Source organism: Burkholderia sp. Leaf177 (assembly GCF_001424345.1).
Taxonomy (GTDB): Bacteria; Pseudomonadota; Gammaproteobacteria; order Burkholderiales; family Burkholderiaceae; genus Caballeronia.
Genome location: NZ_LMPF01000021.1, coordinates 64,821 through 90,698 on the forward strand (window position 1 = coordinate 64,821; position 25,878 = coordinate 90,698).

Below are 25,878 nucleotides of genomic sequence, written 5' to 3' on the forward strand. Positions count from 1 at the left end.
TGGTGCTTGATCGCCCCACGGTCAGTAGGTCGCGCGTCCTCCGGAAAGGTCAAAGGTCGCGCCTGTATTGAAGGTGCACGAATCCGAACATAACCAGAGTGCGAGGGCGGCCACTTCCTGCGTTGTGCCGAGCCGGCCCATCGGGCTTTTATCGATCATGGTTTGCACGTGCGACGCTGCCATCTGCATGAGCAACGGCGTTTCTACCGCAGCCGGCGCAATGCCATTCACCAGAATGCCGGTCTGCGCCAGTTCCTTGCCGAGTGACTTCGTCATTGCAATCACGCCCGCTTTTGCCGCGCTATAAGCCGATGCATTCGCCGTGCCTTCCTTGCCGGCAAGCGACGCCACGTTGACAATACGCCCACTTCGCGCCCGGCGCATGATTGGCAGCACGATACGGCTGACATGATAAGTACCGAGCAAGTTGACTTCGATCACGCGCTGCCATTCTTCGGGATCGCATTCATCGAGCGGTTGTGTCGAGCCTGCAAACCCCGCGTTGTTCACGAGATAGTCGATGCGGCCGTACTTTCCAATGGTCGCGGCAAGCGCGGCTTCAATGGAAGCAGGCTCCGTGATATCGACCTGAAAATGCGCGGGCGCATTGGGTGCATCCATGTTCCCCGGGATCCGGTCCCAGTTCACCGCCGATGCACCGTTCTCGCTGAACGCATCGCATATTGCCCGGCCAATTCCTCCGGCCGCGCCCGTGACCACCGCCACGCGTTCGGCAAAGTCGTAGCGCGCCAAGGAAGAACGCGTGTTCATCGGATGAACTGGTCCACGTAGTCTTCACCCAGTCCAACCGATGCATAGTGTTTGCGGCACATCTCGATCTTGGTGAACACGTCCTCGTAACCCGTGTAGTTGCCGTACGGATCACAGTAGAACATCACGCCGTTCACCTGAAAATAGGTGATCATTTCCTCGACGTCTTCGGGCACGTACAAGGTATGGGTCTCGCCAGGCGGCTCATAGACGTAGCTTCCTTCCGTGGCGGTCCATTCGTGCTCGAGGTATTTCCATCGTCCCTTCAATACGAATCCATGAACGCCTTGCGGATGACGATGCCGGCTCAGGACGCCCGACTTTCGCACGCGCAGCAGGTTCATCCAGTAACCTTGCGAGGCGTTGAGGCAAAGAGGTCGGAACGATACATTCTCGGCTTGCGGCACCCACACGCGTTCATCGGTTGGAATGGCGAACGGCACGACCACTTCCTTTTGCGCTTCCTTGGGAAATGGCAACTGGTACGGCATGGTGGCAGGATAGGTATTGACGATATCTGGCATGGGGCGACCTTCTGTAATTGTCCATAATATGGACTCACGTCCACAATGTGATTAATTATCGAAGATTTCGAGATATCCAGTCAATCCCGGGGTATTCACTTAGCTTTCGGCTTTTGACGCATCGGTTGGCTTGTTTTGCCAGGTTAAAAGCGACCTGCTCAAGAGGGCCTCGTTAACCTCAATATGCTCGATGAGTTCGACACCCGTGCACCTTAAGACGTATCACATGAGCACGAAAAGTCCGGAATCGCGGTTATCTCGGCTCGGGTACTATCGACTTCGCGCAGTTTTTCGACAGCAGGAACCTTGCAACGCACGCGCGGGCGTTTATGACTGGCGGCATCAACGCGGCTGCCAAAGCGAAAGCACACCATTAACCAAGGCGTTTTACTGAACTACCTGGATTTAGCCGATGATCGAAGACCGCTTTATGGAACGGCTGCAACTTCTCATTGCGAGCGGCCGGCGCAGCATTCTCGGGCTGGCGGGTGCGCCGGGCGCGGGTAAATCGACGCTGGCGCAAGCCATTCTGGATGCTTTCCCAGGCCGCGCCGTGGTCGTGCCAATGGATGGGTTTCATCTGGCGAACGTGGAATTGGAGCGTCTTGGCCGCGCTTCGCGCAAAGGCGCGGAAGATACCTTCGACAGTGCCGGTTTCGTTGCGTTGCTAACGCGGATTCGCGCGCAGCGTGAAGGCGAAATCATTTACGCTCCCGCCTTTCGGCGCGAGATCGAGGAGCCGATCGCCGGCGCGATTCCTGTTCTTGCTGACATACCGCTCGTGATTACCGAAGGCAATTATTTGCTGTTGCAGCATGGTCACTGGAGCTCAATTCGATCGTTGCTCGATGAAGCCTGGTACGTGGACGTCGATCCGCAATTGCGTGTTCAACGGCTGGTTGCGCGCCACATTTACTTTGGCCGCAGCGAAGACGCCGCGAGAACCTGGGTGCAGCAAACCGATGAAGTCAACGCGGCGCTCATCGAACTGACGCGCGCGCGCGCCGATCTCGTTTTCGAATGGCCGATGTAACTGGCGCGCTTCATTTGCCCGCGTGAAGCTTCTCCACGAGCTTCAATCCTTCGGCCCAGTTACCCAGACCGCTTTGTGCGTTGAGATGCCCGCGCGCGCCAGCACGCACCCAGTCGCTGCCCCACGCGGCGGCGCACGCTTGTGCATATTGCTCGCTGCCATAAGGGTCGTTGCTGCTCGAGACCACGACGGAAGCGAACACCAGCCGCTTTGAAGGCAACGGTGCAAAGCCGGTTGCCGCCGCTTTTGGAAAGGCCGGTGTTTCGGGATCGGGCACCGCGACTAACAGCGCGCCACGCACGCGGGCATTGGTGCGCGCAGCCCAATGCGCAACCGCGAGACATCCGAGGCTATGCGCCACGATCACGGTATTAGCGTGATGCGGTCCGATCTGCCGATCTATAGCCGATACCCAATCGTCGCATTCAACGCGATCCCAATCATCCACGACCAGACGCCGCCAGTGCGGATGCTCGCGTTCCCACAAACTCTGCCAATGCTCGGGACCTGAATTCCCAATTCCAGGCACGATAAAAACAGCTTCCTTCATAGCGAATTTCTCCCGAGTTGAGATGGCAGTTTCGCGGGCATCTGTCGCAATACCCGCGCGGACGATTGAACATTCTTTAGGGAATAAATGCTTTCCCTCGAATGTTACTCAACGAAACCACCGGCGCAAAACATTTCACTCATGGAGAAGATGCATGATCACGACGCGATCTGGAAAGGTGCTGATCACCACGGCTGTCAAGTCGAAGGGCTTCAACGTCCGAGGCCGCGCCGCCGATGCAAGGCCCACCAATGTTTTTTTCAGCGCCAACGCAAGAAAGATTGCCGTCGCCCAAGAGCATCATGTCACCGTTCGAAACCAGGCAGTCACGCTTGCAGATGCTTATGCCATCGAACAGCAACTTAACAACGGCATCAACGGTGCTTATTTGCTGATCGGCTACGGCGAGGACTGGCTCTACTTCGGCAAGACGCCTCTCGACATGCTTGGACCGCGCCCCGTTGCGAAGGCGCCGAAGTCGCGTCCCAGCTTTCCGGGGCCGCCGAATACGGACCTGATTCGTATCGTGGCCCAGTACGATGGCCCGGCGACCAATGGCGATACATCGCAAAATCGCGACACCGTCATGGGCGATTCCGCGCGCAACTACGCGGCGTCGTGCTATGGCGATGATTGGGCGAACGCCCGCACCTGGGAGTGGCTGCATATCCGCGCGCATAGTCTCGGCGGCGATAACGCGGTGGGCAACCTCGTCGCGGGGACCTTCGACGCCAACACGAAAATGATCCCGTTTGAGCGATTGGTCCAAAAGCGTTCACAGGACGCCAGCGCGGCTGATCCGGTTATTGTGGAGTGGGATATCGATGTGTATCCCGACAGCTGGGTCGCGATCGGCATCAAGATGGTCGTCAAGTACAAGGACGTCAACGACCAGCTTGTTGTTCAGTCGGCCGATTTCAACGCCCAGAGCGACATGAACATCGACAAGCTTCAGTACGACATTCTGGGCATGAACTGAGCATGTGCCTTCAGGCCAGAATCAGATCGACTTGACCTCTCCGCCGTCCATCCGCAACGTCGAACCGGTCATCCAGTGCGCTCCCGGCGACACGATGAACGCCATCAGCTCGGCTATCTCCTCAGGCGTGCCGAACCGTTCGATCTGCGCTTCGACAGGGAACTTCGCTGTCGCTTCTTCGACCGTCATGTTGTGAAGTGGCGCCCAATGTTCCAGATAGGATTGCCGGCGGCCCGTCATCACGGGACCGGGCAGCACGCTGTTGACCTGCACGCCGTCGGTAATGCCCCGGTCCGAGAACGCCTTTGCCAGCGCCACGATCGCCGCATTAATGGTGCCGACGGCCGCGTACGGCGCTTTGGGAAAAAGCGCTGAATTGCCCGACATCAGCACTACGGATCCCGAAGTATTCTTGAGCGAAGGCCATGCCGCGACGGTCAAGCGCCGTGCGCCGTGGAGCTTCAACGCGAGGCCGCGTTCCCATTGGTCGTCGGTCATATCGAAGAGATCGATTTGCGGCACGGCGCCGGCGATGTTGAGCAACGCGTCGATCTGGCTGAACGCCGAAAGTGTCTTGTCGATGACGTCCTGCGCCGCTTCAGGGCGAGACAAATCGGCGTCGATTACCAGCGGTTCAGCGCCCGCGTTTTTAACGTCGTCCGCTGTCTGTTCGAGCTTCTCGCGGTTGCGTGCAACCAGCACGATCGATGAAAAATCCCGCGCCAACCTGATGGCGGTCGAGCGGCCGATACCCTGGCTCGCGCCCGTGACGATGGCTACTTTCGTGGACATTTTTTTGTCTCCTTACACGTTGGTATTCAGGAATTCGGCAATGGCCGATGCAATTTCCGACGCATGTGTTTCGAGCGCGAAATGCCCCGTATCGAAGAAACGCACCACTGCATCCGGAATGTCGCGCTTGAACGCCTCGGCGCCCGGCGGCAAAAAAAACGGATCGTTCTTTCCCCACACGGCAAGAAAACGCGGGCGGTGCGTGCGGAAATATTCCTGGAACGCGGGATACAAGGCGACATTGTTTTTATAGTCGCCGAATAAATCGAGCTGGATTTCGTCGGCGCCGGGACGGCTCAAATAGAAATCGTCGAGCGAATAACCATCGGGCGATACGAGCGTCGTGTCCTGTACTCCGTGCGTGTATTGCCAGTAGGTTGTATCGTGCGTAAGCATTGCGCGCAGCGCTTCACGATTCACACTCGACGGATCTTGCCAATAAGCGCGAATCGGATTCCAGCCGTCGCTCAAACCTTCTTCGTACGCGTTGCCATTCTGCGAAATGATCGCGGTAATTCGTTCAGGATAACTGAGCGCCAGACGAAAGCCTGTTGGCGCGCCGTAGTCGAACACGTACATTGCAAAGCGATCGAAGCCGACGACTTCGGTAAACCGTCCAATGACCTTGGCGATATTCTCGAACGTGTATGTGAAGGCATCGCGGCTCGGCATGCCGGATTGCCCGAAGCCTGGCAGATCCGGCGCGATGATATGAAACTGATCGGCGAGCTTAGGAATCAGGTCGCGGAACATGTGGCCCGAGCTTGGAAAGCCGTGGAGGAGCAACAGTTTCGGCGCGCCGGGACGACCTGCTTCGCGATAGAACACCTTGAAGCCGTCTACGTCGGCGGAACGATAGGTAATTGCGGACATGAGTTTTCTTCCTTGAAGTTAGTGAGCGGCAACTCGTTGGACTTCTGTTGCATGCATCGGCGAAGCGATTGGTCGCCCGCTCTGGAAAGACCTTCTTTGCTGGTTCCTGATTGCCGGGAGATCAAATAACCAACCGCAACAACCAGCATTCGAGTAACCGTCTTGTTGCGCATTTAAAGGTTACAAATTCGACGTGTAACTTGTCAAGAAGAGTTTTAGTGGTTACGATTTCATCATCATTATTTCGGAAAGCGCATGAAAGATGGATTACCGCCAGATACCCCCGATGTTCGTGGCCGACGCACCGGGCCTCGATTTCTTGAATTCGGTTGCTACGCCCGTCGATGAACAGGTGGACTGGATCCCCGACGGCGAAGGCCTGTTATCCTGGCTAGAACAAGCGGGGTTTGCGCCGCCGGAAGCAATCGAAGATATCCGCAATCGCTTCACTATCGCCGAGCTCGACGACCTTGCCGCGAAGGCGCGTGATCTGAGGGAATGGTTCAGGGCATTTGCGCAGAAGAGGAAGGGTCGGCCGCTGTCCGCGAAAGATTTTCGCGAGCTGGAACCTTTGAATAAATTGCTCGAACGCGATCAGCAGCATCGGCAAATCGTCAAACATTCATCCGATGGCGTCACACACTACGAACTTCACGCAGTTCGACATTGGGAATCGCCGGAATCGCTTTTAATGCCTATTGCCGAAGCATTAGCAGAGCTCGTATGCGAAGAGGACTTCACCTACGTGAAAGCGTGCGAAGGCCCGACCTGCACGTTGATGTTTGCCGACCACACACGCGGCCACGCTCGCCGATGGTGCAGCATGGCCGCTTGCGGTAATCGCGCAAAGGTCGCGGCGCATCGCAAGCGTCTTAAGGATCTTGAGAGCGGTGAACATTAAGGGTTTAAGCTTTATTAGCGCGTTTCATCGATTCATTCAGGAGCGTGAGATGAACCATATCAAGGCGATTGCATTCGATCTTTACGGCACGCTGTTCGACGTTCATTCGGTCATCGATCAGTGCGAGAAGCGATTTCCAGGGCGAGGAAAAGAAGTCAGTACGTTATGGCGGCAAAAGCAGCTGGAATACACGTGGTTGCGAAGCCTGATGAACCGATACGTGACCTTCGAGCAAGCAACTGAAGATGCGTTGCGTTACACGTGCAGCCATCTGGGACTTGCACTCGATAACCCGTCCCGCAGCGCTCTTTGCGATGCCTATTTGCGTTTGCAACCGTTCCCCGAAGTGCCCGGCGCGCTGCGCGAACTCAGGAATCGCGGACTCAAACTAGCGGTGTTGTCGAACGGTTCGCCGCATTCGATTGGCGCGGTAGTCGGCAATGCCGGTCTCCGCGATGAATTCGATCACCTGATCAGCGTGGATCCGGTACGGATCTACAAGCCGCATGATCGTGCGTATGGGTTGGCCGAGGAAACCTTCGGATTAGCGCGGACGTCGATTCTGTTCGTATCGTCGAACGGGTGGGACGCAACCGGCGCACGTTATTTCGGATTCCCGACGTTCTGGATCAATCGTGGCGGCAACGTGTTCGAGGAGATGGGGCAGTCGCCGGATTGGGAACTGCGCGGCGTTAATGAAATCGTGCGGCTCTTCGATTCCGCCGAAGGAAACGCGTCATCGGTGTAAGAAAAGACAGGCCGGCTCCCGCCTGAAACTACGACCAGAAACCAGCCACACCTCATTACTTTCCAAGGCTGTGATAATAAGCCGCGAGATTCGCGATGTCCGTATCGGACAACGGTTTTGCCATCATCGTCATCATCTCGTTCTGTCGCGCGCCGGACTTGAAGTCGTTCAGCGCCTTCACCAGGTATTCCTCCGTTTGCCCGGCAAGATTTGGCGCGTCGGGTATCTTCGCAAGGCCGTCCATGCCGTGACATGCCTGGCATTGCACGGCCTTCGCGCGGCCGGCCTGGACGTCGCCTGCGAATGACGTCTGCGGCAGCCACGCGGCGGCGAGAACCAACGCCGCGCTGATCAGAGTCGATAATTTCCTCATTTTCCGCCCGTGTACGAGATCCGGTAAATCGCGCCGGCGAAGTCGTCGGAGACGAGCAGCGAGCCGTCCTGCAACTGCTGCACATCGACCGGACGGCCCATGTATTCACCGGACGGCGTGAGCCAGCCTTCGGCGAACACCTCCGATTCGCCCGCGGTGCCGTCGTCCTTGACCGGCGTCAACATGACGCGCGCGCCGATGGGCTTGGTGCGATTCCACGAGCCATGTTGCGCATCGAAGATGCCGCCCTGATACTTCGCCGGGAACATCTTGCCGGTGTAGAACGACATGCCGAGGTCGGCCGCGTGCGCCGCCATTTCCACCTGCGGAAACACGACGCCGGCAGGCGGTGTCGCGTCCTTGTATTCGATCGTGCGGACCTTGCCGCCGCCATACCATGGGAAGCCGAAATTTTCGCCCGGTTTCGTCGCGCGATTGAGTTCGCCGGGTGGAATGTCGTCGCCCATTCCGTCGACCTGATTGTCCGTGAACCACAGCGTCTTGTCTTTCGGATTGAAGTCGAGACCAACTGAATTACGAATGCCATGCGCATAAATCTCGCGGTTCTTGCCATCCTGATCCATGCGGATAATGCCCGCAAGACCGTTCTTGTCGAGGTCGGCAAGCTTGTCTTTCGCCGGCACGTTCCACGGCTGGCCGAGCGTGATGTACAACTTCTTGTCCGGCCCGATACGGCAGGTGCGCGCGCCGTGGTTGAAGCTTTCGAATTGCGTCGGGATCAGCTTGCCTTGCGGCACGACAACGGCAGCCGCGACATCGCTGCCACCTTCGCCGAAGAACTGGGCAGCCGGGAATGCAAGCACGCGATTCTGCTCCACGACATACAGCACGCCATCTGGAGAGAAGCACACACCGTTCGGCACCTTGAACGTTACTGAACTTGCGAAGGCGACCACATCGTCTGCAACGCGGCGCTTGGTGCGGTCTGTCACTTGCCAGACGCGCGCCTTGCGCGTGCCGACAAAAACCACGCCCGTTGAAGGCTCGATTGCCATGTGGCGCGCTTCGGGCACCACCGCGTACAAGTCGATCTTGAAGCCCGGCGGCAACTTGATCGCCCTGAGATTCTCGCGCAGTGCGTCGGCGCGCTGGCCCGTCTGCGCCACGGTTTCGGCCGGCGCGGTGTTGCCCGTTTGCTGGAAGTTCGAAAGCGCGTTGACGTTGTCTTGCGCGGCCTGGGCGCACGGCAAGCCGGCGAGCATTGCACCAATGGCTACGGGCAAGACCTTGAGCGTTGCGTTCATCTGTTTGTCTCCTGAGTTGTTGCTTCGTTTTTAATGACTGCAACTGCGGAAAAAACGTGATGTGCGATACGACGGATGCCGCGTCCATGGGCGACGCGCGCTATGCAGGCGCAAGCTTGGTCCTGTGGATTGGGCTGGGGCATTTGACGGACGCGTGATTGGTCCGCCTTGCTGGTGGTGCGGTGATGCGCCCGCGAGCTTTGGCGGTTGCGGCAGAAGCGCTGCATAAACGGGAGGTCTTGTTCATTGCTTCCTCGCAGTGCATTCGATTCCTGACAGCGGGCGACCCGCGGCTTGACCCCACTACGTGGCTGGCAGCCATATGCCATGAAAGGAAGGGCTAGAGAGTCTTGTATAGACCGTCCGTGAATACAGGTCAAGGATGAGTTATCCACTCATTTTCATGCTGTCGTAATGCAAATGTAATTCATAAAAGAAATTATCTCAACGCTTTCCTTGCCAGCTATTTGTCCGCAGTCGGTGGCTCAGATGTCCGACGGCATCCGGGATGTTTGTGGACTCCGAAGCACGTGCTCGGTTATTCAAGAGGACATGCACAAGTCGTTCGTGTGCAGCGGAAGCATGCTTGAATGCTTTGTCGTTCAGGTAGTACGGATGCCGAACTATCATCGTAAATGCTGAAGCAGTGGAGTTCTGCAAACCACCGCGAGTCGTCTGTCACGACAAAAATCGACCGCTAAATAGCGTGATTCGAAAATGGCAAAACTGCCAGCTTCGCAATGATCTGACTATGTACACTCCGCGAGTCAGTATTTCCGTCAATGAAAGTGCGGACGGCCGCTGCAGATTTGTTTTCGTTTGTGTACATTCCCGCATCGTCCATGCGTTGCTTGATTGGACGGCTTTGACGATGCCTTGCATTGAGTTTGCCTTCTCGGAAAAACTTTCGAAAGGCATACGAAACCACAATTTCCGCTCGACTGACATTTATGGTGCTCGAGATTTCCGCCAAGTTAAAACCAGGACGAACAAGGTTGGCTTGCAACCATGCCGTCTGCTGTCGTGACGAAAACGATCCCACCCGGCATGCCTTCCGGGCCATGCGAATGAATGCGGCCGCACATCGCCCATTGCAGCGCAAAGCGGTTTTGCGGCGCGCGCCGGTGCAACCTCACGTTCTGGAATTCCCATGCTTGCCCTAGTACGTATCGCTCTGCGGCGGCCCTATACGTTTGTCGTCCTGGCGATCCTGATCCTGATCATCGGTCCGCTTTCGGCGCTGCGCACGCCAACGGATATCTTTCCCGATATCCGCATTCCCGTGATCAGCGTCGTATGGCAATACACGGGCTTGCCGCCCGATCAAATGGTTGGACGAATCACGTCGCCGTTCGAGCGGTCGCTGACCACAACGGTGAACGACATCCAGCACATAGAAGCCGAGTCGGTGAATGGCTTTGGGATCATCAAGATCTTCTTCCAGCCGGGCGTCAACATCAGCAACGCAAACGCACAAGTAACTGCTGTTTCGCAGACGCAGTTGCGCCAGTTACCGCCAGGAACCACGCCGCCGCTGATCCTGAACTACAACGCATCGACGGTGCCGATCATCCAGCTCGCGCTGTCCGGCAAAGGTCTTTCAGAACAAAATCTGGGCGATCTCGGGTTGAATCAATTGCGTCCTGCGCTTGTTACCGTTGCAGGTGCGTCCATTCCGTTCCCGTTCGGCGGCAAGACGCGTCAAGTGCAGATCGACATCAACCCGGCAGCTTTGCAAGCGCGCGGCCTGTCCGCGCAAGACGTCGCGAATGCGCTTGCGAGCCAGAACCTGTTGACGCCTATTGGCACGGAGAAGATCGGCGATCACGAATACACGCTGCAACTAAATAACGCGCCGTCCGCGATCAAGGCGCTCGGCGACTTGCCGATCAAGGCGGTCAACGGAACGACGGTCTATATCCACGATGTCGCCAACGTCCGCGACGGCAGTCCGCCGCAAACGAACATCGTGCACGTTGACGGCAAGCGTTCAGTGCTGATGTCGATACTCAAGAACGGTTCGGTGTCCACGCTCGGGATCATCGACGGCATCAAGCAGCATGTGATCGATGCAAAACCTTCGTTGCCCGACGCGCTGCAGATCGCGCCTATTGGCGACCAGTCGCTGTTCGTGCGCGCGGCCATCAGCGGCGTGGCGCGTGAAGGCGTGATCGCGGCGGCGCTAACGAGCCTGATGATCTTGCTGTTCCTCGGAAGCTGGCGCTCGACCGTGATCATCGCGACCTCGATCCCGCTTGCCATTCTCGGCTCGATCGCAACGCTCTCCGCGCTCGGCGAGACGCTGAACATCATGACGCTCGGCGGCCTGGCGCTCGCGGTGGGGATTCTCGTCGACGACGCGACGGTGACCATCGAAAATATCAATTGGCATCTGGAGCAGGGCAAGCAGGTTGAAGAGGCCATTCTCGATGGCGCCGCGCAGATCGTCACGCCGGCGTTCGTTGCGTTGCTTTGCATCTGCATTGTGTTCGTGCCGATGTTCTTCTTGAACGGCGTCGCACGATTCCTTTTCGTGCCGATGGCCGAAGCCGTGATCTTCGCGATGATTTCTTCGTTCATCTTGTCGCGTACGCTCGTGCCGACGATGGCAAAGTATCTGCTGCATCCGCATGATCTCAGCGAAGACGCGCACGACAAAAAACGTCCGGGACCGCTTGGACGCTTCCAGCAAGGCTTCGAACGGCGTTTCGAAAAGGTGCGCGCGGGTTATCACGGCTTGCTCGAACTTGCGCTGAATCATCGCGCGCCGTTCGTGAGCTGCTTCCTTGGTTTCGTGCTGATCTCGTTCGCGCTCGTGCCTTTGCTCGGCCGCAACTTTTTTCCGGCGGTGGACGCGGGGCAAATCCTGTTGCATGTGCGTGCACCCGTCGGCGTGCGCGTGGAGAAGACGGCGCAGATCTTCGCCGACGTTGAAGCGTCGATCCGGCAGATCATTCCGCCCAACGAACTGAGCACTGTGGTCGACAACATCGGCTTGCCGGTAAGCGGTATTAACCTCGCGTACAACAATACGGGAACCATCGGCTCGCAAGACGGCGATATCCAGATTGCGCTGAACGAAAATCATCATCCAACGGACGATTACGTGCGGCAGATGCGCGAGAAACTGCCGCGCCTTTATCCGGGCGTGACCTTCTCGTTTCCGCCCGCAGACATCATCAGCCAGATCCTGAACTTCGGCTCGCCGGCGCCCGTCGATCTGCAGGTTCGCGGCAACAACCTGCCTGCGAACTTCGCGTATGCGAACCGCCTGTTGCGCGAGATCCGCCGCATTCCCGGCGTGGTCGATGCACGCATCCAGCAAGCGCAAAATTCGCCGACTTTCAATGTCGATGTGGATCGTACGCGCGCGCAATTACTCGGCATCAATGAACGCGATGTGACCAACAGCCTCGTGGTGAACCTTGCGGGTTCGAGCCAGGTTGCGCCGACGTTCTGGCTGAACAATGCGAACGGCGTGTCTTATCCTATCGTCATGCAGACGCCGCAATACAGTCTTGATTCGCTGGCTTCGCTGCAGAACCTGCCGATCACATCGAACCTGCAAAGCAGCGGCCAGATTCTCGGCGGACTCGCGACTGTCCAGCGCACCAACACCAACGCGGTCGTGAGCCAGTACAACATCCAGCCGATGGTCGAGATCTTCGCCACCACGCAGGATCGCGATCTCGGCGCGGTTGCATCCGACATTCAGCGCGTCGTGCAAAACAATGCGGGCACCTTGCCGAAGGGGTCATCGGTTGCATTGCTCGGTCAGGTGCAGACCATGAACAGCGCGTTCGCCGGCATGCTGTTCGGCTTGCTCGGCGCGGTCGTGCTGATTTATTTGATCGTGGTGGTCAACTTCCAGTCGTGGGCGGATCCGTTCGTGATCGTCACCGCGTTGCCCGCGGCGCTCGCGGGCATCATCTGGATGCTGTTTGCCACGCACACTACGCTGTCCGTGCCGGCGCTCACCGGCGCGATCATGTGCATGGGCGTGGCGACTGCGAACTCCATTCTAGTCGTCAGTTTCTGCCGCGAGCGTCTGGCCGAACACGGCGACCCGTTCAAGGCCGCGCTCGAAGCCGGCTTCACCCGTTTCCGGCCCGTGCTGATGACCGCGCTCTCCATGGTCATCGGCATGGCGCCAATGGCGCTTGCGCTGGGCGAGGGCGGCGAACAGAACGCACCGCTTGGCCGCGCCGTGATCGGCGGCCTGATTTTCGCAACCACCGCGTCATTGCTTCTTGTCCCGGTGATCTTCTGCATCATCCACTCGCGCCCTGGCCGCGCGATTGCCCCGACACCCGTAACGGGAGGTCCTGCTCATGTCGTCTGAACCCGCTGTTCCCAACGTCAATAACGCGCCAGTGCCGCGCCGGCGGCTCGTCGTAATCGGCGTGGTGGGTGTCGCCGTTGCGTTGATCGTCGTAGCGGCGGGCGTCGCGCTGCGCGTGGTCGATGCCCGCAATCTAAAGACCTGGACCGCCGCGCAAACCGTGCCGACGGTGACGGTGATTCATCCGGTCAGCGCCGCGAACGGGCCGACGCTCGACTTGCCATCGCATCTTGAAGCGTATTCGCGTGCGCCGCTTTTCGCGCGTGTTAGCGGATATCTGAAGTCATGGAGCGTGGACATTGGCGCGCCGGTGAAAGCCGGTCAACTGCTTGCGGTGATCGAGTCGCCCGAGCTCGACCAGCAGTTGCTGCAGGCGCGCGCGGACCTGGCGAGCGCGCAGGCCAATGCGGCGCTTGCGGGGACGACCGCGAAACGCTGGCAGGCGCTGCTCGGCTCTGACTCGGTTGCGCAACAGGAAGTCGATGAACGCACGGGCGACTACACCGCGAAGAAAGCCACGGTCGCGGCCGCGCAAGCCAACGTGGACCGCTTGCTGGCGACCAAGGGATTCGAGCGCATCGTCGCCCCGTTCGACGGTGTGGTCACCGCGCGCGATACGGACGTAGGTGCGCTGATCAACGCGGGCAGCGGTGGTACCGGACAAGAGCTGTTCGTGGTATCGGACGTCAAGAAGCTGCGCGTATATGTGCAAGTACCGCAGAGCTACGCGCCCGATGTCCGCAGCGGCACGACCGCAACGCTCACCGTGCCGGAATATCCTGGGCAGCATTTCACGGCGCGCGTGATTGCATCGGCGGATTCGGTAAACGTGGCATCCGGTACGACACTGGTCCAGTTGCTCGTCGATAACACCGACGGCAAGCTCTTGCCCGGCGGCTTCGCGAGCCTGCAATTCAAGCTGCCGGTGCAGCAAAACGCGGTACGTGTCCCCGCCAGTTCGCTCGTTTTCGACGCACGCGGCCTGATGGTCGCAACGCTCGGTGCGAACGGCGAGGTCGTGTTCAAGAAGGTGACGATCAATCGCGATTTCGGCGACTCGGTGGAAGTAGGCTCGGGCCTCGTTGCGTCGGACCAAGTGATCGATACACCGCCCGATGGCCTCGTAAATGGCGATCGCGTGCAGGTCGCGGGCGCTGCCAGGAAGGTCCCAGCAAATGGCTAGGATGCCGAAGTATCGCGTTGCCGCGCTGACTGCGGCTATAAGTGTGCTGGCGGGTTGCTCGCTGGCGCCGGACTATCACGTGCCGCCCACGCCGGTCGTCGCGCAATACAAGACCACGGGTCCCTGGATCAGCGCGCAACCGGCCGATCAACTGAGCCGCACCGGCTGGTGGAAAAGCTACAACGACGCGGGCCTCGACGATCTCGAACAACGGCTGCTCGCGAACAACACGGATCTCGCGGCGGCGCTCGCGCATTACCGGCAGGCGCAGGCGTTCGTGGATCAGGTCTCGGCGGGACTGTTTCCGAAAGTCACGGCGAGCGCGGTTCCACAACGCGACCGGCAGTCATACAGACGGCCATTGCGCTCGGGCGGACCCAACGACTACAACTCCGCCACGCTCAGCGGCGAAGTCGATTACGACCTTGATTTATGGGGCCGCGTGCGTGATTCGGTAGCGGCGGGAAAGGATGAAGCGCAAGCGTCGAAGGCCGATCTTGCATCGGTTCAATTGAGTCTGCAGATCCAGCTCGCCGATAGCTACGTGCGCCTGCGCGGGCTCGACCAGCAGACGCAATTGCTCAACGATACCGTCAAGGCGTTCGCGCGCGCATTGCAGCTTACGCAAACGCTGCACGGCGGCGGCATTGTGTCGGGGCTCGATGTGTCGCGGGCGCAGACGCAGTTGTCATCGGCGAAATCGCAGTTATCGCAGAACCTGGCGCAACGTGCGTTGATCGAGCATGCGATCGCGGAATTGATCGGCGCGTCGGCATCCGAATTCAGTTTGCCGCAACAGACGGCGTCGATCACGTTGCCGGTAATTCCGGCTGGATTGCCGTCGACCTTGTTGCAGCGTCGGCCGGATATTGCCGCGGCCGAGCGCCGGGTCGCGGAAGCGAACGCGAAGATCGGCGTGGCGCGCGCGGCGTATTTCCCGTCGATCACGCTGAGTGCGCAAGGCGGTTTCCAGAGCTCGCAGTACGCCAGCCTGATCAGCGCGCCGACGCTTTTCTGGGCTATTGGTCCGCAGCTCGTGCAGTACGTCTTCGATGGCGGTTTGCGCCGCGCGCAGCTCGATACCGCGAAAGCGGCAACCGATGAAGCGGGCGCGCGATATCGCGGTGTTGTGTTGTCGGCGTTCCAGCAGATCGAAGACAATCTTTCGCTGCTTCAGGATCTCGGCACGGCGCTGGAGCAGCAACGCGATGCCGGCAATTCGGCGCAACATTCCGTCGATCTCGCGCTGAACCGGTACAAGCAAGGTGCGGTGGGATATCTCGATGTGGTGCAGGCGCAGACCGCGGCGCTCGATGCACAGCGCGCCGTTCTCGACATCCAGACGCGGCAGTTGAGCGCGAACGTGCAGCTGGTCAAGGCGCTGGGCGGCGGATGGTCGAGCGACGAACTGGCGAACGCGGCGCAGGCACCGGCGCTCGTGGCGGAGACCGGGCCCAAGGGCTGAACAAGGCTGAACAAGGCAGAAAGGTGGAAGGTGGAAAAGTCGAAGGCGCACCAGACGGTGCGCCTTTTTTTATCGCTTTGCGTGAGCGTCAAAGGACGTTTATTGCCCCTTCTGTGAAAGGTTTTGTATCGCGTACAGGCTCAGATACATTGCGACATAAAACGCTTCGGATGCCGGGCTATAAAGCAGACATCGATAAAACGGAGAGCTTTATGACCGCCAGTCTGCTGCGAGGATCCTGTCACTGCGGGACCGTCAAATTCGAAGTCCGCACCGCGGTCGTGCCGGCATCGCGCTGCAATTGCAGCCTGTGCCGTCGCAAGGGCGCGCTGATGACGCCGCCGTTCGCCGCCAGTGCACTCAAGGTCCTGAGCGGCGAGGACGCGCTGACGCTGTATCAATTCAACACGCGCGTGGCGAAGCACTATTTCTGCAAGCACTGCGGTATCTATCCGTTTCATCAGACACGCAAGGACCCGCTGCTGTGGCGCGTCAACATCGGTTGCCTTGAAAGTGTCGATCCGTATACGCTTGAAGCCGGCGTCGTCGATGGCGCCAGCCTGTCTGTCGTGGAAGACGCATGAGACGGTTTCTGGCAATCGTCGCCTTCCTTGCGGGCGGGATCGCGACGGAAATGGCGCATCCGGTGCAGTGCGAACTCATCAACGCAAGCCGGATGCTGGTGAAACGCAGGAAGGAATGATCCCGATGGAAACCACTGACCACGTGCTGATCGTGGACGACGATCGCGGTATCCGCGAGTTGCTCGCCACGTATCTGGAGAAGAACGGCATGCGCGTTTCTCTTGCCGCCAACGGCCGCCAGATGCGCGCCGCGCTGGAGCAGGGCGCGCCCGACCTGATCGTGCTCGACCTGATGATGCCGGGCGAAGACGGACTCGTGCTCTGCCGCGAGTTGCGGGCAAGCAAGTTCCGCGCGGTGCCGGTATTGATGCTGACCGCGCGCAGCGAAGAGGCGGACAGGATTGTCGGCCTGGAAATGGGCGCAGACGATTACCTCGCCAAGCCATTTGCGGTGCGCGAACTCCTGGCGCGGATCCGGGCGGTGCTGCGGCGTGTGCGCATGCTTCCGCCCGGCATGGAGGTGACGGAATCGGCGCAGATCCTGAGCTTCGGCGACTGGCGGCTCGACACCACCGCGCGGCATCTGCTGGATGCAGACGGCACAATGGTCGCGCTGAGCGGCGCGGAGTATCGGCTATTGCGCGTGTTTCTCGACAACCCGCAACGCGTCCTTACGCGCGATCAATTGCTCAACCTTACCCAGGGCCGGCAGGCGGATCAGTTCGACCGGTCGATCGACCTGATGGTGAGCCGCTTGCGGCAGCGCCTGCAGGACGTCGCGCGTGAACCGCGTTACATCAAGACGCTGCGCAGCGAAGGGTACGTGTTTTCGGCGGCTGTGATTCCGCTCGAAGGACCGCAATGAACGCGCAATCGGCATTACGCTGGCCGCGAACATTGTTCGCAAGGCTCGCGCTGATCCTTCTGGTCGGCCTTGCGCTCGCCCAGACCATGTCGTTCTGGCTCACCATGACCGAGCGCGACCAGTCGATGACGAACATCATGACGGGTTATATCGAACGCGAAGTGACGAGTTCGGTGGCGCTGCTGGATGTCCTGCCGGCGGATCAGCGCGCCGCCTGGCTGCCGCGGCTGGAGCGGCGCAGCTATGGCTTCATTCTCGGACCAGGTGTGAGCGGAGAGGCGCCGGATGAAAAATTATCGGCGCGCATTGCGGCGTCGATAGAAGACGGCATCGGCAAGCGTTATCCGTTGACGGTCAATGCCGTTCCCGGCGATGTAGAACGGCTGCAGGTTCATCTGCGCCTGAGCGACGGCTCGCCGTTGACCATCGACCTGCGTCCCATGCCGGGCACGCCGTTGTCGCCCTGGCTGCCGCTCGTGCTCGCGATGCAACTGCTCGTTCTCGCCGCGTGTTGCTGGTTCGCGGTGCGCCTCGCAACGCGACCGCTCAAGCAACTGGCAAACGCTGCCGACGCTCTCGGACCCGACCTCAAGGCAAGCCGTCTGCCAGAGGACGGTCCGGACGAAGTGGCGCGCGCGGCGAGGGCATTCAATGCCATGCAGGATCGCGTCGCCATGTACATGACCGAACGCATGCAGATTCTGGCATCGATTTCGCACGATCTGCAGACGCCGATCACGCGCATGCGCTTGCGTGTCGACGTAATGGAAGAGAGCGCGCAGAGCAGCAAGCTGCAACAGGATTTGCAGGAGATGGAAACGCTCGTGAAGGAGGGCGTGACGTACGCGCGGACGTTGCACGGCGCAACCGAGGTACCTTGTCGTATCAATCCCGATGCGTTGTTCGACAGCCTGGTGTGCGATTACGTCGATGCCGGCAAGCAGGTTTCGCTGCAAGGCAACATTGGGCACTCGCTGATGACGCGGCCTCAGGCGTTGCGGCGCATAGTCTGCAATCTGGTCGATAACGCGCTGAAGTTCGGCGGCGATGCAAAAATCGATATTGGAGCCGCGCTGGATGGAAACGTGACGGTCTCGGTGCTCGATCGCGGTCCGGGCATACCGGCCGAATCAATGCAAGCAGTGTTCGAGCCGTTCTTCCGCGTTGAAAGTTCGCGTAACCGCAACACGGGCGGCACGGGACTTGGGCTTGCAATCGCGCGGCAACTCGCATTGGCAATGGACGCAACGCTCACGTTGCACAATCGCACCGGCGGCGGTCTGGAGGCGCGGCTCGTGCTGAAAAATATAGGGTGACTACGCGTCCTCACTTCGGCGCGATATCGCGCTCCACGCGCTTGATATGCTGTTCCACATAGAACGCTGCGGCATCGGCATCGCCTTGAATAACCGCTTCATAGATCAGCCGATGCTCGGCCACGTACAGGCGAATGCGGCCGGCGTCGTAAATGCCTTCGTCTTTCAGGCGCTTCCATAACGGCTGGTCCATCGAGCTCGCGACTTCATCGGCGATCTTGATCATCAACGCGTCGCCTGTCATCACGGCGAGTTGCCGATGAAACAAGCGGTCGCTGCTGTTCCATAGCGCGCGTTGCGCCGGGTCGTCTATGTCGTGCACGCTTTCCATCTGATTCAAATACTGCTCCGCCAGACTGTCGCGCTGGCCGCGAACGGCCGCGCGCCTCGCGATGGCAGGCTCAAGGACCATGCGGACATCGAGCGTGGAACTCGGGCTGAAGTCTGCCGTTTCCGCGCTATTCGAGGTTGGCCGTGAAAGGCGGTCGAACGCGTCACCGCACACGAAGGTTCCTGAATTCCGCTTCGTGACGACCAGACCTTCGTTTTGCAACGCACCGATCGCCTCGCGAACGGCCGGCCGTCCTACGCCGAACAACGCAGCAAGATCGCGCTCCGAGGGCAAACGCGATTCCGGCATGAAGCGGCCAGCCGCAATTTCATCGCGGATCTTCTGCGATACCTGTTCGTAAATTTGCCTGGGCCGGAACGAGCCGTCCAATTCGGCGTGCACCGCTGACATTCGTGGATCTCGCTTGTTTAATCAAACCGCGCGGTCAAGAGCCAACCAGCATAAGTCCGATTTGTTTTTGAAATAGTTGCGACCGTGAGCCGTTGTGGAATACATTAACTGGTCTGCAATAAAGACCAGTATAGTCCCACACGGAGCGAAATAAATGAATAAGGCTGTCGCAGGTTTGATGGTCGCCGCCGCGACCCTTGCAAGCATGAACGCCCACTCGCAAGAGGTGGTGACCATCGGTCATTCAGCGCCGCTGACGGGTCCGCAAGCGGTCAACGGCAAGGACAACGAGAATGGCGCACGCCTCGCGGTGGAAGACCTGAACAAGAAGGGCATCACGGTCGCAGGAAAGAAAGTGACTTTCAAACTGGATTCGGAAGACGACCAGGCCGATCCGAAAATTGGCGTTCAAATCGCCCAAAAACTGGCTGACGGCGGCGTTGTCGCTGTTCTTGGGCCCTACAATTCCGGCGTCGCAATTCCGGCGTCGCGTGTCTTCAACGCGGCCGGCATTCCCATGCTGCCCGTGGCATCGAATCCCGCGTTGACCACGCAAGGCTTCAAGAATGTTTTCCGCATCGGTGCGAGCGACGAACAACTCGGCGGCGCCATGGCGGTGTTCGCGAAGAAGACACTCAAAGCGAAGACAGCGGCGGTCATCGACGATCGCACGGCTTACGGCCAGGGCGTTGCCGAACAGTTCGTGAATGTAGCGAAGGCGCAAGGCATTCAGATTGTCGACAGCCAATACACCAACTCGAGCGCGACCGATTTTCTCGGCATTCTGACCACCATCAAGGCGAAGAATCCCGACGTCATTTTCTTCGGCGGATACGCGGCACAAGGCGCGCCGATGGCCAGGCAAATGCGCCAGCGCGGGTTGCGCGCCAAGCTGCTCGGCGGCGACGGCATTTGTTCCGCCGACATGGGCAAGGTTGCGGGCGACGCGGCATCGATTGTGTATTGCGCGCAAGGCGGCACGTCGCTCGAGAAAACCGCCGCGGGACGCGACTTCGTCAAACGCTACAAGGACACGTATCACACCGACACGCAGGTCTACGCCGTGAGTTACTACGACGGCATGATGCTGCTCGCCGATGCAATGGTGAAAGCCGGCACGACAACGGACAAGGCCAAGCTGACGGCACAACTCGCGAAGACGGACTACAAGGGCATTGCGGGCACCTATTCCTTCGACGCAAAAGGCGACCTGAAAGGCGCGCCCACGACCGTCTACGAAATCAAGGACGGCCTGCCGGTCGCTTATGGACAATGACGCGGCTTATGAAGCGACAAATGACACGCCAATGAAGCGTGAAGCAAGCGAATCAGGAAAGAAATGAAAATCACGAATGCTATCAGCACGGTTGAAGTCCATACCGGAGGGGAGGCGTTTCGAATAGTGACGAGCGGTTTGCCGAAAATGCAAGGCAAGACGATCGTCGCGCGCCGTGCATGGCTCAAGGAACATGCCGACCACATTCGCCGCGCGCTGATGTTCGAACCACGCGGCCATGCCGATATGTATGGTGGTTATCTCACCGAACCCGTCAGCGAAGGCGCTGATTTCGGCATCATTTTCCTTCACAACGAGGGTTACAGCGATCATTGCGGCCACGGCGTGATCGGACTTGCAACGGCGGCCGTGGAGCTTGGCTGGATCGAGCGGACGATTCCCGAGACGCGCGTGGGTATCGATGCACCTTGCGGTTTCATTGAAGCATTCGTGCAGTGGGATGGAAACCATGCCGGCAACGTGCGCTTCGTCAACGTGCCGTCGTTCATCTGGCAACGGGATGTAACGGTCGAGACGCCGACGTTTGGCAGCGTGACGGGCGACATTGCGTTTGGCGGCGCGTTTTATTTTTATACCGATGGCGCGCCGTTCGACTTGCCGATCCGCGAATCTTCGGTCGACAAGCTGATCCAGTTCGGCGCCGAAGTGAAGGCCGCGGCCAACGCGGCGGTGAAGGTCGTGCATCCGGAGATTCCGGAGTTGAACCATATCTACGGCACGATCATCGCGAACGAAGCGCGCCACGCGGGTTCATCGCAGGCGAATTGCTGCGTGTTCGCCGACCGTGAAGTCGATCGCTCGCCTACCGGTTCGGGCACGGCGGGACGCGTCGCGCAATTGTATTTGCGCGGGCTGTTGAAGAAGGACGAAACGATCGTCAACGAATCGGTGATCGGCACCATTTTCAAGGGCCGCGTGCTGAGCGAAACAAAGCTCGGTTCCTTCAATGCCGTCATCCCCGAGATCGAGGGCAACGCGTATATCTGCGGTTTCGCGAACTGGATCGTCGACGATCGCGATCCGCTCACCTATGGCTTTTTGGTGCGATAAACATGACCCAGTCCTTCGATGAACAACAGACCGCGGCGCTGCTTCCGTATCCCGAACTCGTCGATGCGTTAAGCAATGCAGTGACCGAATATGGCGCGGAAAAGATCGTCAGCCCGGAGCGGCTTGTCGTGCCTTTGCAGGCGAAAGGCGTCATGTTGTCGATGCCCGCAAGCGCCACGGATCTCGCAATCCACAAGCTCGTGAACGTCTGTCCGGGAAATGGCGCAAAGGGTTTGCCGACCATTCACGGACAAGTGACGGCATACGATTCGATCACCGGGCAGGCGCTTTTTACGCTCGACGGCCCGACAGTCACGGGCAGGCGCACGGCCGGAATATCGGCGCTCGGCATCAGGCTTCTTGCGCGCAGCGTGAAGTCGATTCTGCTGATCGGCACAGGCAAACAGGCAAGCAATCACGCCGAAGCATTTGCGGCGCTTTTTCCCGACGCCACGCTCTACGTGAAGGGTTCATCGCTGCAATCGGCTCAGCGGTTTGCTGCAGCGAGAAAGGGCATCGTGGCGCTCGAAAACGACGTCGTGCCGGATGATATCGACGTGGTCGTCACGCTCACTACAAGCCGGACGCCGGTCTATCACGACGCAGCGCGCGTGGCGCGACTGGTTGTGGGTGTCGGCGCCTTCACGCCGGATGGCGCGGAGATCGCGGCGTCCATCGTGCATGCGAGCGACGTGGTGGTGGACGATCCGGCAGGCGCGAAACACGAAGCGGGCGATCTGATTCAGGCGGGCATCGACTGGACGAAGGTCGGCGCGCTTGCCGATGTCATAGACGGAACGCGGAGTGTGCCGGCGGATCGGCCGGTGGTATTCAAGACCGTTGGATGCGCCGCGTGGGATCTCGCTGCGGCGCGGCTTGCGCGCGAGCGGTTATCGCAAGGGTAAGGGCAAGAGTGACTGCGTGCATCGAGCGCCGTGTTTAGCAACCGCGCCCGATGCACATTCAACGCTCAATGATCGTCGTCGCGATCCGGGCCGCAGGTGTTGTTGTCGTTGTCGTCATGGTCATGACCGTGATCGTCGTGGCCGCGTCCGCGATGATCGTCGTGTGAGTCGTTGCCAACGCCAGGCAAACGCTGCGCCACATAACCCGGCAATTCGCTCGGGTCCCATGCGAACACGAAGAACTGGTTCGTGTTCGCGATGCCGGCCGGATGATTCGTATCGGTGATCGTGCCGACAAAATCGTTGTCGTTCGCCACGAAAAGCGTGTGCTTCTTCGCGCCGCCAACGGTGACATCGGGACCGAACGCAAGACCTTCGAGCTTCGCCGGAATATCGTTCGCGCCAATACCGTGCGCATTCAGCGTCGCGACAATATCGAGGAACAGCGTCTTCTGGACCGCGTACGGCGCAAGTCCGGCCGCGCTGCTCGCGTTGGTCACGTCCTGCGCGCCCGTCAGGTCGATGTGAAACACCTTCTTGAACGCAGCCGTCGAATTGTCGCCGAGACCTTTGCCGTCGCGTTCGTCCATCAGCAATTCGTGATCGTTGACGGCGACCACGTCGCTGATGGTCGGATATTTCGGCTTGGCCGTCGTTCCGATGTTCGTCAGCGGATACGCGAACTGCGTCATCTTGCGGGTACGCAGATCGATCTTCACGATGCGCGTGTAAGCGCCGTCCGTGCCGCCATCCTGGATCAGCGGGCTTTGCATCGCGCCGAAAAGCGTCTTGCCGTCGGGCGAGATAGCGAGACCTTCCATGCCCTTGTTCGCAACGCGGCCCGATGTGTTCAGACTGATTTCGTCGTTGCCAATCGAGCTCAGTGTCGATACCGCGAAGCTCGACGGCAACTTGTATGTATCGATCCTGCGTCCGCTCCGGCGATCGAAACGGTACACGTAGGGGCCGTATTCATCGGAGATGAAAACGCTGTCGCCATCGTTGCTCACGCGCACGCTTTCCGGATCGAAGCGTGCGTCGCGATCATTCGTCGATAACCGCGCCGGGTCGAAATTGTCCGAGCGTCCCGTGAAGTAGTTCGTGCGATTGCGACGGTTCAGCAAAGGCGCGCCGTTCGGCACGCCGGCTGCCGCGCCGTTACCGTAGACGAGCGATTCGGAGGCGTGGAGCAGGGTGGTATCGATAAGCTTCGGCGTCAGCTTGTAGGGCAGCGACGCGCCTGCGCCGGCCGGTTGCAAACGCAGACGCAAGGTCTGGAAGCGGTTGATGTACGAGGCGGTATCGTCAATAGCTGCGTTGTACGAGATCGCGTTTGGTCCACGATCGGGCACGGCCACGAACGTGTGGCATCCGGCGTATGCAATGCCTGAACCCAAGCCGCCGAGCAAATTGCCTGGCGCGCCGTTTTCGAGCGGCGCCGCTGTTTCCTTCGACAAGTCTCCCGTCAGGCCGCTTAGCTGACCTATCGCAATCAGGTCGACGCCGGCGTGCGCCGCCGTTGCAAACATGAGCGACGAGGCTATCGTCGTAAGAGCAAGCAATCTGGAGCGAGACACGATGTTTTTTTCCTTGGTTGGAAGGGATCTTGTCGAACGTGCCTGGCGAGCGAAAACGGGAAACCAGCACGCAGTCCGTCGGCCGTTTGAAGGCTGGCGGTAATACTGCGTGAGGATCGTGACGAGTTGATGACGCGATAAGGGCCGTTAACCCGGCAGCAAGGTGATGCCGAATCGAGGCGCGGCGTCGATCATCCGCTTGATGTCATCAGGACCCGGCGCTGTAGGCGTGACCGGACCATTCTCTGCGTGAGCGCAGGCATCGACGAAATCATCGAAGCCGGCGGGCGTGCAGACGAGCATGTATCGCGATGGCTGATCGGTGTTGTTCGCCAGCCGATGCGGCACGTTTCGCGGCAAGAGCGCGGTCTCGCCGGCGCGCAAGCTGACCTCTTTCCCGTCGATGGTGATATCGACAACACCTTCCAGCACGGTGATGGTCTCTTCCTCGCGATCGTGGACATGCAACGGCGTTGCGCGGCGCGGAGGGCCGAAGATCTCCATCATGCAGAAGACGCCTGCGGTGTCTTTTCCGGAGATCAGCAAGCGTATGCGCGTGCCGGCAAAGTTGTATTCAGGCGCTTGGGTATTCAACACGAACATGGCGTTCCTCTCGATGTGGTCGGGTTTTAATCTTTAAAAAATTAACTATAGGCTCCACGCCGTTCAAGAAATAGAGTCCCGCCTGCCGTAACATTCACGGCAACTTACCGTGAATACCGAATGAAAAACCTCAGACAATTCATGAGCTTCGCAGCGGTCGCACGCAACAGCAGCTTCGCGGCGGCGGCGCGGGAACTGGGTCTTGCGCCGTCTTCGGTAGCGAAAAGCGTCGCGCGTCTGGAGAGCGATCTCGGCGTGCGCCTGTTTCATCGGACGACCCGTGCGGTGCGGTTGACAGCGGAGGGCGACGCGCTTTTTGCGCGCTGCGCGCGGCTGCTGGAGGAGATCGAAGCGCTGGAGTTATCGGCTGCGCAATCTCCGGAAGCACCTTCGGGAACGCTGCGAGTCGGCGCGCCGATTGGCTATGGAACCCGCAAGATCGTGCCCGTGCTTAACCGATTGCTTGAAGCGTATCCGCTGCTTGATGTCGACCTGCGTCTGACAGACGAGCGCGTGAACCTGGTAACCGAAGGGCTCGATGCCGTGGTGCGCATCGGCGCGCTGGACGACTCGGGTCTGGTCGCACGCCGGATCGATGAGCAGCATCTGGTGCTGTGCGCAAGTCCCGCTTATTTGAAGGCGAATGGCGCGTTGAGGTCGGTTGCCGAGGTTGAGCATCGGGCAGTCATATTGTTCAGGATGCCTACTAATGGCCGCGAGCGTCCGCTCGAGTTCGTGGTTGACGGCCAGTCAGTCCAGTTGCGCCCACGCTCGCGGTTCTCGTTGAGTCATGGCGACGCCATGGTCGAAGCGGTGCTCGACGGCGCGGGTATCGCACAAGTGCCTGAACACATGGCCGAGCGGCACTTCAGGGAAGGAACGCTGGTCGAGTTGTTGCCCGAATGCCGGCCCGCACCGCTGCGGGTGAATGTCATCACGCCCGGCTCACGGATGATGCCGCCGCGCGTTCGTGTGTTTATCGATGCGCTGGTGTCGAGAGGTCAGACAAGCGGGTAAATCCGCTTCAAGATTTTGTACGCTCGTGTTGTTCGGCTCCGAGCGCATTAAGGAAGAGCGCCTTGCGCAACCTTCCAACGTCAGCCGCACTGTCGCGCGCGATGTCATGGCGCGTATTTACAC

25 protein-coding genes are annotated in these 25,878 nt (G+C 59.4%); 15 read left to right on the plus strand and 10 right to left on the minus strand.

The features are described 5' to 3' along the window. Positions 1 to 21: 21 nt before the first annotated feature. On the minus strand, positions 22 to 771 hold the full coding sequence (locus ASG35_RS15750; protein WP_056359084.1) for an SDR family NAD(P)-dependent oxidoreductase: 750 nt from the start codon (positions 769 to 771) through the stop codon (positions 22 to 24). Beyond that, positions 768 to 1,295 carry a 2,4'-dihydroxyacetophenone dioxygenase family protein gene (locus ASG35_RS15755; protein ID WP_056359087.1) on the minus strand — a complete coding sequence of 176 codons (528 nt, stop codon included), beginning with the start codon at positions 1,293 to 1,295 and terminating at the stop codon, positions 768 to 770. The genes ASG35_RS15750 and ASG35_RS15755 overlap by 4 nt, the downstream gene beginning before the upstream one ends. A gap of 412 nt (positions 1,296 to 1,707) precedes the next feature. Here ASG35_RS15755 and ASG35_RS15760 point away from each other — a divergent pair, with 412 nt between their 5' ends. Continuing rightward, positions 1,708 to 2,328, plus strand: coding sequence for a nucleoside/nucleotide kinase family protein (locus ASG35_RS15760; RefSeq protein ID WP_056359090.1), 621 nt, complete (start codon positions 1,708 to 1,710; stop codon positions 2,326 to 2,328). 10 nt (positions 2,329 to 2,338) lie between these two features. On the opposite strand, the gene ASG35_RS15765 is transcribed toward ASG35_RS15760, so the two are convergent. Then, a complete protein-coding gene (locus tag ASG35_RS15765; protein ID WP_056359093.1) occupies positions 2,339 to 2,878 on the minus strand; it encodes an RBBP9/YdeN family alpha/beta hydrolase in 540 nt (179 codons plus the stop codon). A 154-nt stretch (positions 2,879 to 3,032) separates the two neighbouring features. Here ASG35_RS15765 and ASG35_RS15770 point away from each other — a divergent pair, with 154 nt between their 5' ends. Next, the gene (locus tag ASG35_RS15770) at positions 3,033 to 3,857 is read left to right on the plus strand and encodes a hypothetical protein (RefSeq protein WP_056359099.1); all 825 of its coding nucleotides are present in this window, start codon (positions 3,033 to 3,035) and stop codon (positions 3,855 to 3,857) included. A 21-nt stretch (positions 3,858 to 3,878) separates the two neighbouring features. Here the strand turns inward: ASG35_RS15770 and ASG35_RS15775 are convergent, their stop codons facing one another. Together ASG35_RS15775 and ASG35_RS15780 are read right to left on the minus strand one after the other, a co-directional pair. Next, positions 3,879 to 4,649: an SDR family oxidoreductase gene (locus tag ASG35_RS15775; RefSeq protein WP_056359103.1), complete on the minus strand. Its 771-nt coding sequence runs from the start codon at positions 4,647 to 4,649 to the stop codon at positions 3,879 to 3,881. A 12-nt stretch (positions 4,650 to 4,661) separates the two neighbouring features. Further along, complete coding sequence (locus tag ASG35_RS15780; RefSeq protein ID WP_056359107.1) at positions 4,662 to 5,522, minus strand: alpha/beta fold hydrolase; 861 nt, start codon at positions 5,520 to 5,522, stop codon at positions 4,662 to 4,664. Positions 5,523 to 5,784: 262 nt separating this feature from the next. Here ASG35_RS15780 and ASG35_RS15785 point away from each other — a divergent pair, with 262 nt between their 5' ends. Beyond that, entirely contained in the window at positions 5,785 to 6,423 is a 639-nt protein-coding gene (locus ASG35_RS15785; protein ID WP_056359110.1) for a CGNR zinc finger domain-containing protein, read from the plus strand. 49 nt (positions 6,424 to 6,472) lie between these two features. Then, a complete protein-coding gene (locus tag ASG35_RS15790) occupies positions 6,473 to 7,171 on the plus strand; it encodes a haloacid dehalogenase type II (protein WP_056359113.1) in 699 nt (232 codons plus the stop codon). A gap of 55 nt (positions 7,172 to 7,226) precedes the next feature. Here ASG35_RS15790 and ASG35_RS15795 read toward each other — a convergent pair whose 3' ends face one another. Both ASG35_RS15795 and ASG35_RS15800 read right to left on the minus strand, forming a co-directional pair. After that, entirely contained in the window at positions 7,227 to 7,544 is a 318-nt protein-coding gene (locus ASG35_RS15795) for a c-type cytochrome (protein WP_200945739.1), read from the minus strand. After that, positions 7,541 to 8,809 (minus strand): PQQ-dependent sugar dehydrogenase, encoded by a 1,269-nt coding sequence (locus ASG35_RS15800; RefSeq protein ID WP_056359116.1) that lies wholly within the window; start codon positions 8,807 to 8,809, stop codon positions 7,541 to 7,543. Before ASG35_RS15800 ends, ASG35_RS15795 begins: the two co-directional genes overlap by 4 nt. 1,150 nt (positions 8,810 to 9,959) lie before the next feature. On the opposite strand from ASG35_RS15800, the gene ASG35_RS15810 reads away from it, so the two are divergent. From ASG35_RS15810 to ASG35_RS15835, 7 genes are all read left to right on the plus strand, one after another. Next, entirely contained in the window at positions 9,960 to 13,151 is a 3,192-nt protein-coding gene (locus ASG35_RS15810) for an efflux RND transporter permease subunit (RefSeq protein ID WP_056359123.1), read from the plus strand. Then, positions 13,141 to 14,334, plus strand: a complete 1,194-nt coding sequence (locus tag ASG35_RS15815) for an efflux RND transporter periplasmic adaptor subunit (protein ID WP_056359126.1) — start codon at positions 13,141 to 13,143, stop codon at positions 14,332 to 14,334. Before ASG35_RS15810 ends, ASG35_RS15815 begins: the two co-directional genes overlap by 11 nt. Before the next feature lies 1 nt (position 14,335). Continuing rightward, on the plus strand, positions 14,336 to 15,799 hold the full coding sequence (locus tag ASG35_RS15820; protein WP_056359129.1) for an efflux transporter outer membrane subunit: 1,464 nt from the start codon (positions 14,336 to 14,338) through the stop codon (positions 15,797 to 15,799). A gap of 212 nt (positions 15,800 to 16,011) precedes the next feature. Then, entirely contained in the window at positions 16,012 to 16,383 is a 372-nt protein-coding gene (locus ASG35_RS15825; RefSeq protein ID WP_056360711.1) for a GFA family protein, read from the plus strand. Then, positions 16,380 to 16,502 carry a hypothetical protein gene (locus tag ASG35_RS32450; RefSeq protein ID WP_268761125.1) on the plus strand — a complete coding sequence of 41 codons (123 nt, stop codon included), beginning with the start codon at positions 16,380 to 16,382 and terminating at the stop codon, positions 16,500 to 16,502. Before ASG35_RS15825 ends, ASG35_RS32450 begins: the two co-directional genes overlap by 4 nt. A gap of 5 nt (positions 16,503 to 16,507) precedes the next feature. Further along, a complete protein-coding gene (locus tag ASG35_RS15830; protein WP_056360715.1) occupies positions 16,508 to 17,248 on the plus strand; it encodes a response regulator in 741 nt (246 codons plus the stop codon). Then, on the plus strand, positions 17,245 to 18,564 hold the full coding sequence (locus ASG35_RS15835) for a sensor histidine kinase (protein WP_056359132.1): 1,320 nt from the start codon (positions 17,245 to 17,247) through the stop codon (positions 18,562 to 18,564). Before ASG35_RS15830 ends, ASG35_RS15835 begins: the two co-directional genes overlap by 4 nt. Before the next feature lie 10 nt (positions 18,565 to 18,574). Here ASG35_RS15835 and ASG35_RS15840 read toward each other — a convergent pair whose 3' ends face one another. Then, positions 18,575 to 19,306: a FadR/GntR family transcriptional regulator gene (locus ASG35_RS15840; RefSeq protein WP_056359135.1), complete on the minus strand. Its 732-nt coding sequence runs from the start codon at positions 19,304 to 19,306 to the stop codon at positions 18,575 to 18,577. Between the two features lie 154 nt (positions 19,307 to 19,460). Here ASG35_RS15840 and ASG35_RS15845 point away from each other — a divergent pair, with 154 nt between their 5' ends. The 3 genes from ASG35_RS15845 to lhpI all read left to right on the plus strand — a co-directional run bounded on the left by ASG35_RS15845 (position 19,461) and on the right by lhpI (position 22,558). Continuing rightward, positions 19,461 to 20,582, plus strand: coding sequence for a branched-chain amino acid ABC transporter substrate-binding protein (locus tag ASG35_RS15845; protein ID WP_056359138.1), 1,122 nt, complete (start codon positions 19,461 to 19,463; stop codon positions 20,580 to 20,582). Positions 20,583 to 20,645: 63 nt separating this feature from the next. Next, positions 20,646 to 21,653, plus strand: a complete 1,008-nt coding sequence (lhpH, locus tag ASG35_RS15850; RefSeq protein WP_056359141.1) for a trans-3-hydroxy-L-proline dehydratase — start codon at positions 20,646 to 20,648, stop codon at positions 21,651 to 21,653. A gap of 2 nt (positions 21,654 to 21,655) precedes the next feature. Further along, positions 21,656 to 22,558: a bifunctional Delta(1)-pyrroline-2-carboxylate/Delta(1)-piperideine-2-carboxylate reductase gene (gene lhpI, locus ASG35_RS15855; protein ID WP_056359143.1), complete on the plus strand. Its 903-nt coding sequence runs from the start codon at positions 21,656 to 21,658 to the stop codon at positions 22,556 to 22,558. A 65-nt stretch (positions 22,559 to 22,623) separates the two neighbouring features. Here the strand turns inward: lhpI and ASG35_RS15860 are convergent, their stop codons facing one another. Then, entirely contained in the window at positions 22,624 to 24,135 is a 1,512-nt protein-coding gene (locus tag ASG35_RS15860) for an esterase-like activity of phytase family protein (RefSeq protein WP_056359146.1), read from the minus strand. A 147-nt stretch (positions 24,136 to 24,282) separates the two neighbouring features. Further along, positions 24,283 to 24,738: a cupin domain-containing protein gene (locus ASG35_RS15865; RefSeq protein ID WP_056359148.1), complete on the minus strand. Its 456-nt coding sequence runs from the start codon at positions 24,736 to 24,738 to the stop codon at positions 24,283 to 24,285. A 120-nt stretch (positions 24,739 to 24,858) separates the two neighbouring features. Here ASG35_RS15865 and ASG35_RS15870 point away from each other — a divergent pair, with 120 nt between their 5' ends. After that, the gene (locus ASG35_RS15870) at positions 24,859 to 25,755 is read left to right on the plus strand and encodes a LysR family transcriptional regulator (protein ID WP_056359151.1); all 897 of its coding nucleotides are present in this window, start codon (positions 24,859 to 24,861) and stop codon (positions 25,753 to 25,755) included. Positions 25,756 to 25,878: the final 123 nt, after the last annotated feature.

What these genes read in the sequence shown, in the direction of transcription:
- ASG35_RS15765 (WP_056359093.1), bottom strand. Translation starts at nt 2,878, where the DNA reads ATGAAGGAAGCTGTTTTTATCGTGCCTGGAATTGGGAATTCAGGTCCC.
- ASG35_RS15830 (WP_056360715.1), top strand. Translation starts at nt 16,508, where the DNA reads ATGGAAACCACTGACCACGTGCTGATCGTGGACGACGATCGCGGTATC.
- ASG35_RS15825 (WP_056360711.1), top strand. Translation starts at nt 16,012, where the DNA reads ATGACCGCCAGTCTGCTGCGAGGATCCTGTCACTGCGGGACCGTCAAA.
- lhpI (WP_056359143.1), top strand. Translation starts at nt 21,656, where the DNA reads ATGACCCAGTCCTTCGATGAACAACAGACCGCGGCGCTGCTTCCGTAT.
- ASG35_RS15750 (WP_056359084.1), bottom strand. Translation starts at nt 771, where the DNA reads ATGAACACGCGTTCTTCCTTGGCGCGCTACGACTTTGCCGAACGCGTG.
- ASG35_RS15770 (WP_056359099.1), top strand. Translation starts at nt 3,033, where the DNA reads ATGATCACGACGCGATCTGGAAAGGTGCTGATCACCACGGCTGTCAAG.
- lhpH (WP_056359141.1), top strand. Translation starts at nt 20,646, where the DNA reads ATGAAAATCACGAATGCTATCAGCACGGTTGAAGTCCATACCGGAGGG.
- ASG35_RS15865 (WP_056359148.1), bottom strand. Translation starts at nt 24,738, where the DNA reads ATGTTCGTGTTGAATACCCAAGCGCCTGAATACAACTTTGCCGGCACG.
- ASG35_RS15810 (WP_056359123.1), top strand. Translation starts at nt 9,960, where the DNA reads ATGCTTGCCCTAGTACGTATCGCTCTGCGGCGGCCCTATACGTTTGTC.
- ASG35_RS15795 (WP_200945739.1), bottom strand. Translation starts at nt 7,544, where the DNA reads ATGAGGAAATTATCGACTCTGATCAGCGCGGCGTTGGTTCTCGCCGCC.
- ASG35_RS15760 (WP_056359090.1), top strand. Translation starts at nt 1,708, where the DNA reads ATGATCGAAGACCGCTTTATGGAACGGCTGCAACTTCTCATTGCGAGC.
- ASG35_RS32450 (WP_268761125.1), top strand. Translation starts at nt 16,380, where the DNA reads ATGAGACGGTTTCTGGCAATCGTCGCCTTCCTTGCGGGCGGGATCGCG.
- ASG35_RS15845 (WP_056359138.1), top strand. Translation starts at nt 19,461, where the DNA reads ATGAATAAGGCTGTCGCAGGTTTGATGGTCGCCGCCGCGACCCTTGCA.
- ASG35_RS15790 (WP_056359113.1), top strand. Translation starts at nt 6,473, where the DNA reads ATGAACCATATCAAGGCGATTGCATTCGATCTTTACGGCACGCTGTTC.
- ASG35_RS15870 (WP_056359151.1), top strand. Translation starts at nt 24,859, where the DNA reads ATGAAAAACCTCAGACAATTCATGAGCTTCGCAGCGGTCGCACGCAAC.
- ASG35_RS15785 (WP_056359110.1), top strand. Translation starts at nt 5,785, where the DNA reads ATGGATTACCGCCAGATACCCCCGATGTTCGTGGCCGACGCACCGGGC.
- ASG35_RS15755 (WP_056359087.1), bottom strand. Translation starts at nt 1,295, where the DNA reads ATGCCAGATATCGTCAATACCTATCCTGCCACCATGCCGTACCAGTTG.
- ASG35_RS15820 (WP_056359129.1), top strand. Translation starts at nt 14,336, where the DNA reads ATGCCGAAGTATCGCGTTGCCGCGCTGACTGCGGCTATAAGTGTGCTG.
- ASG35_RS15815 (WP_056359126.1), top strand. Translation starts at nt 13,141, where the DNA reads ATGTCGTCTGAACCCGCTGTTCCCAACGTCAATAACGCGCCAGTGCCG.
- ASG35_RS15775 (WP_056359103.1), bottom strand. Translation starts at nt 4,649, where the DNA reads ATGTCCACGAAAGTAGCCATCGTCACGGGCGCGAGCCAGGGTATCGGC.
- ASG35_RS15835 (WP_056359132.1), top strand. Translation starts at nt 17,245, where the DNA reads ATGAACGCGCAATCGGCATTACGCTGGCCGCGAACATTGTTCGCAAGG.
- ASG35_RS15780 (WP_056359107.1), bottom strand. Translation starts at nt 5,522, where the DNA reads ATGTCCGCAATTACCTATCGTTCCGCCGACGTAGACGGCTTCAAGGTG.
- ASG35_RS15840 (WP_056359135.1), bottom strand. Translation starts at nt 19,306, where the DNA reads ATGTCAGCGGTGCACGCCGAATTGGACGGCTCGTTCCGGCCCAGGCAA.
- ASG35_RS15800 (WP_056359116.1), bottom strand. Translation starts at nt 8,809, where the DNA reads ATGAACGCAACGCTCAAGGTCTTGCCCGTAGCCATTGGTGCAATGCTC.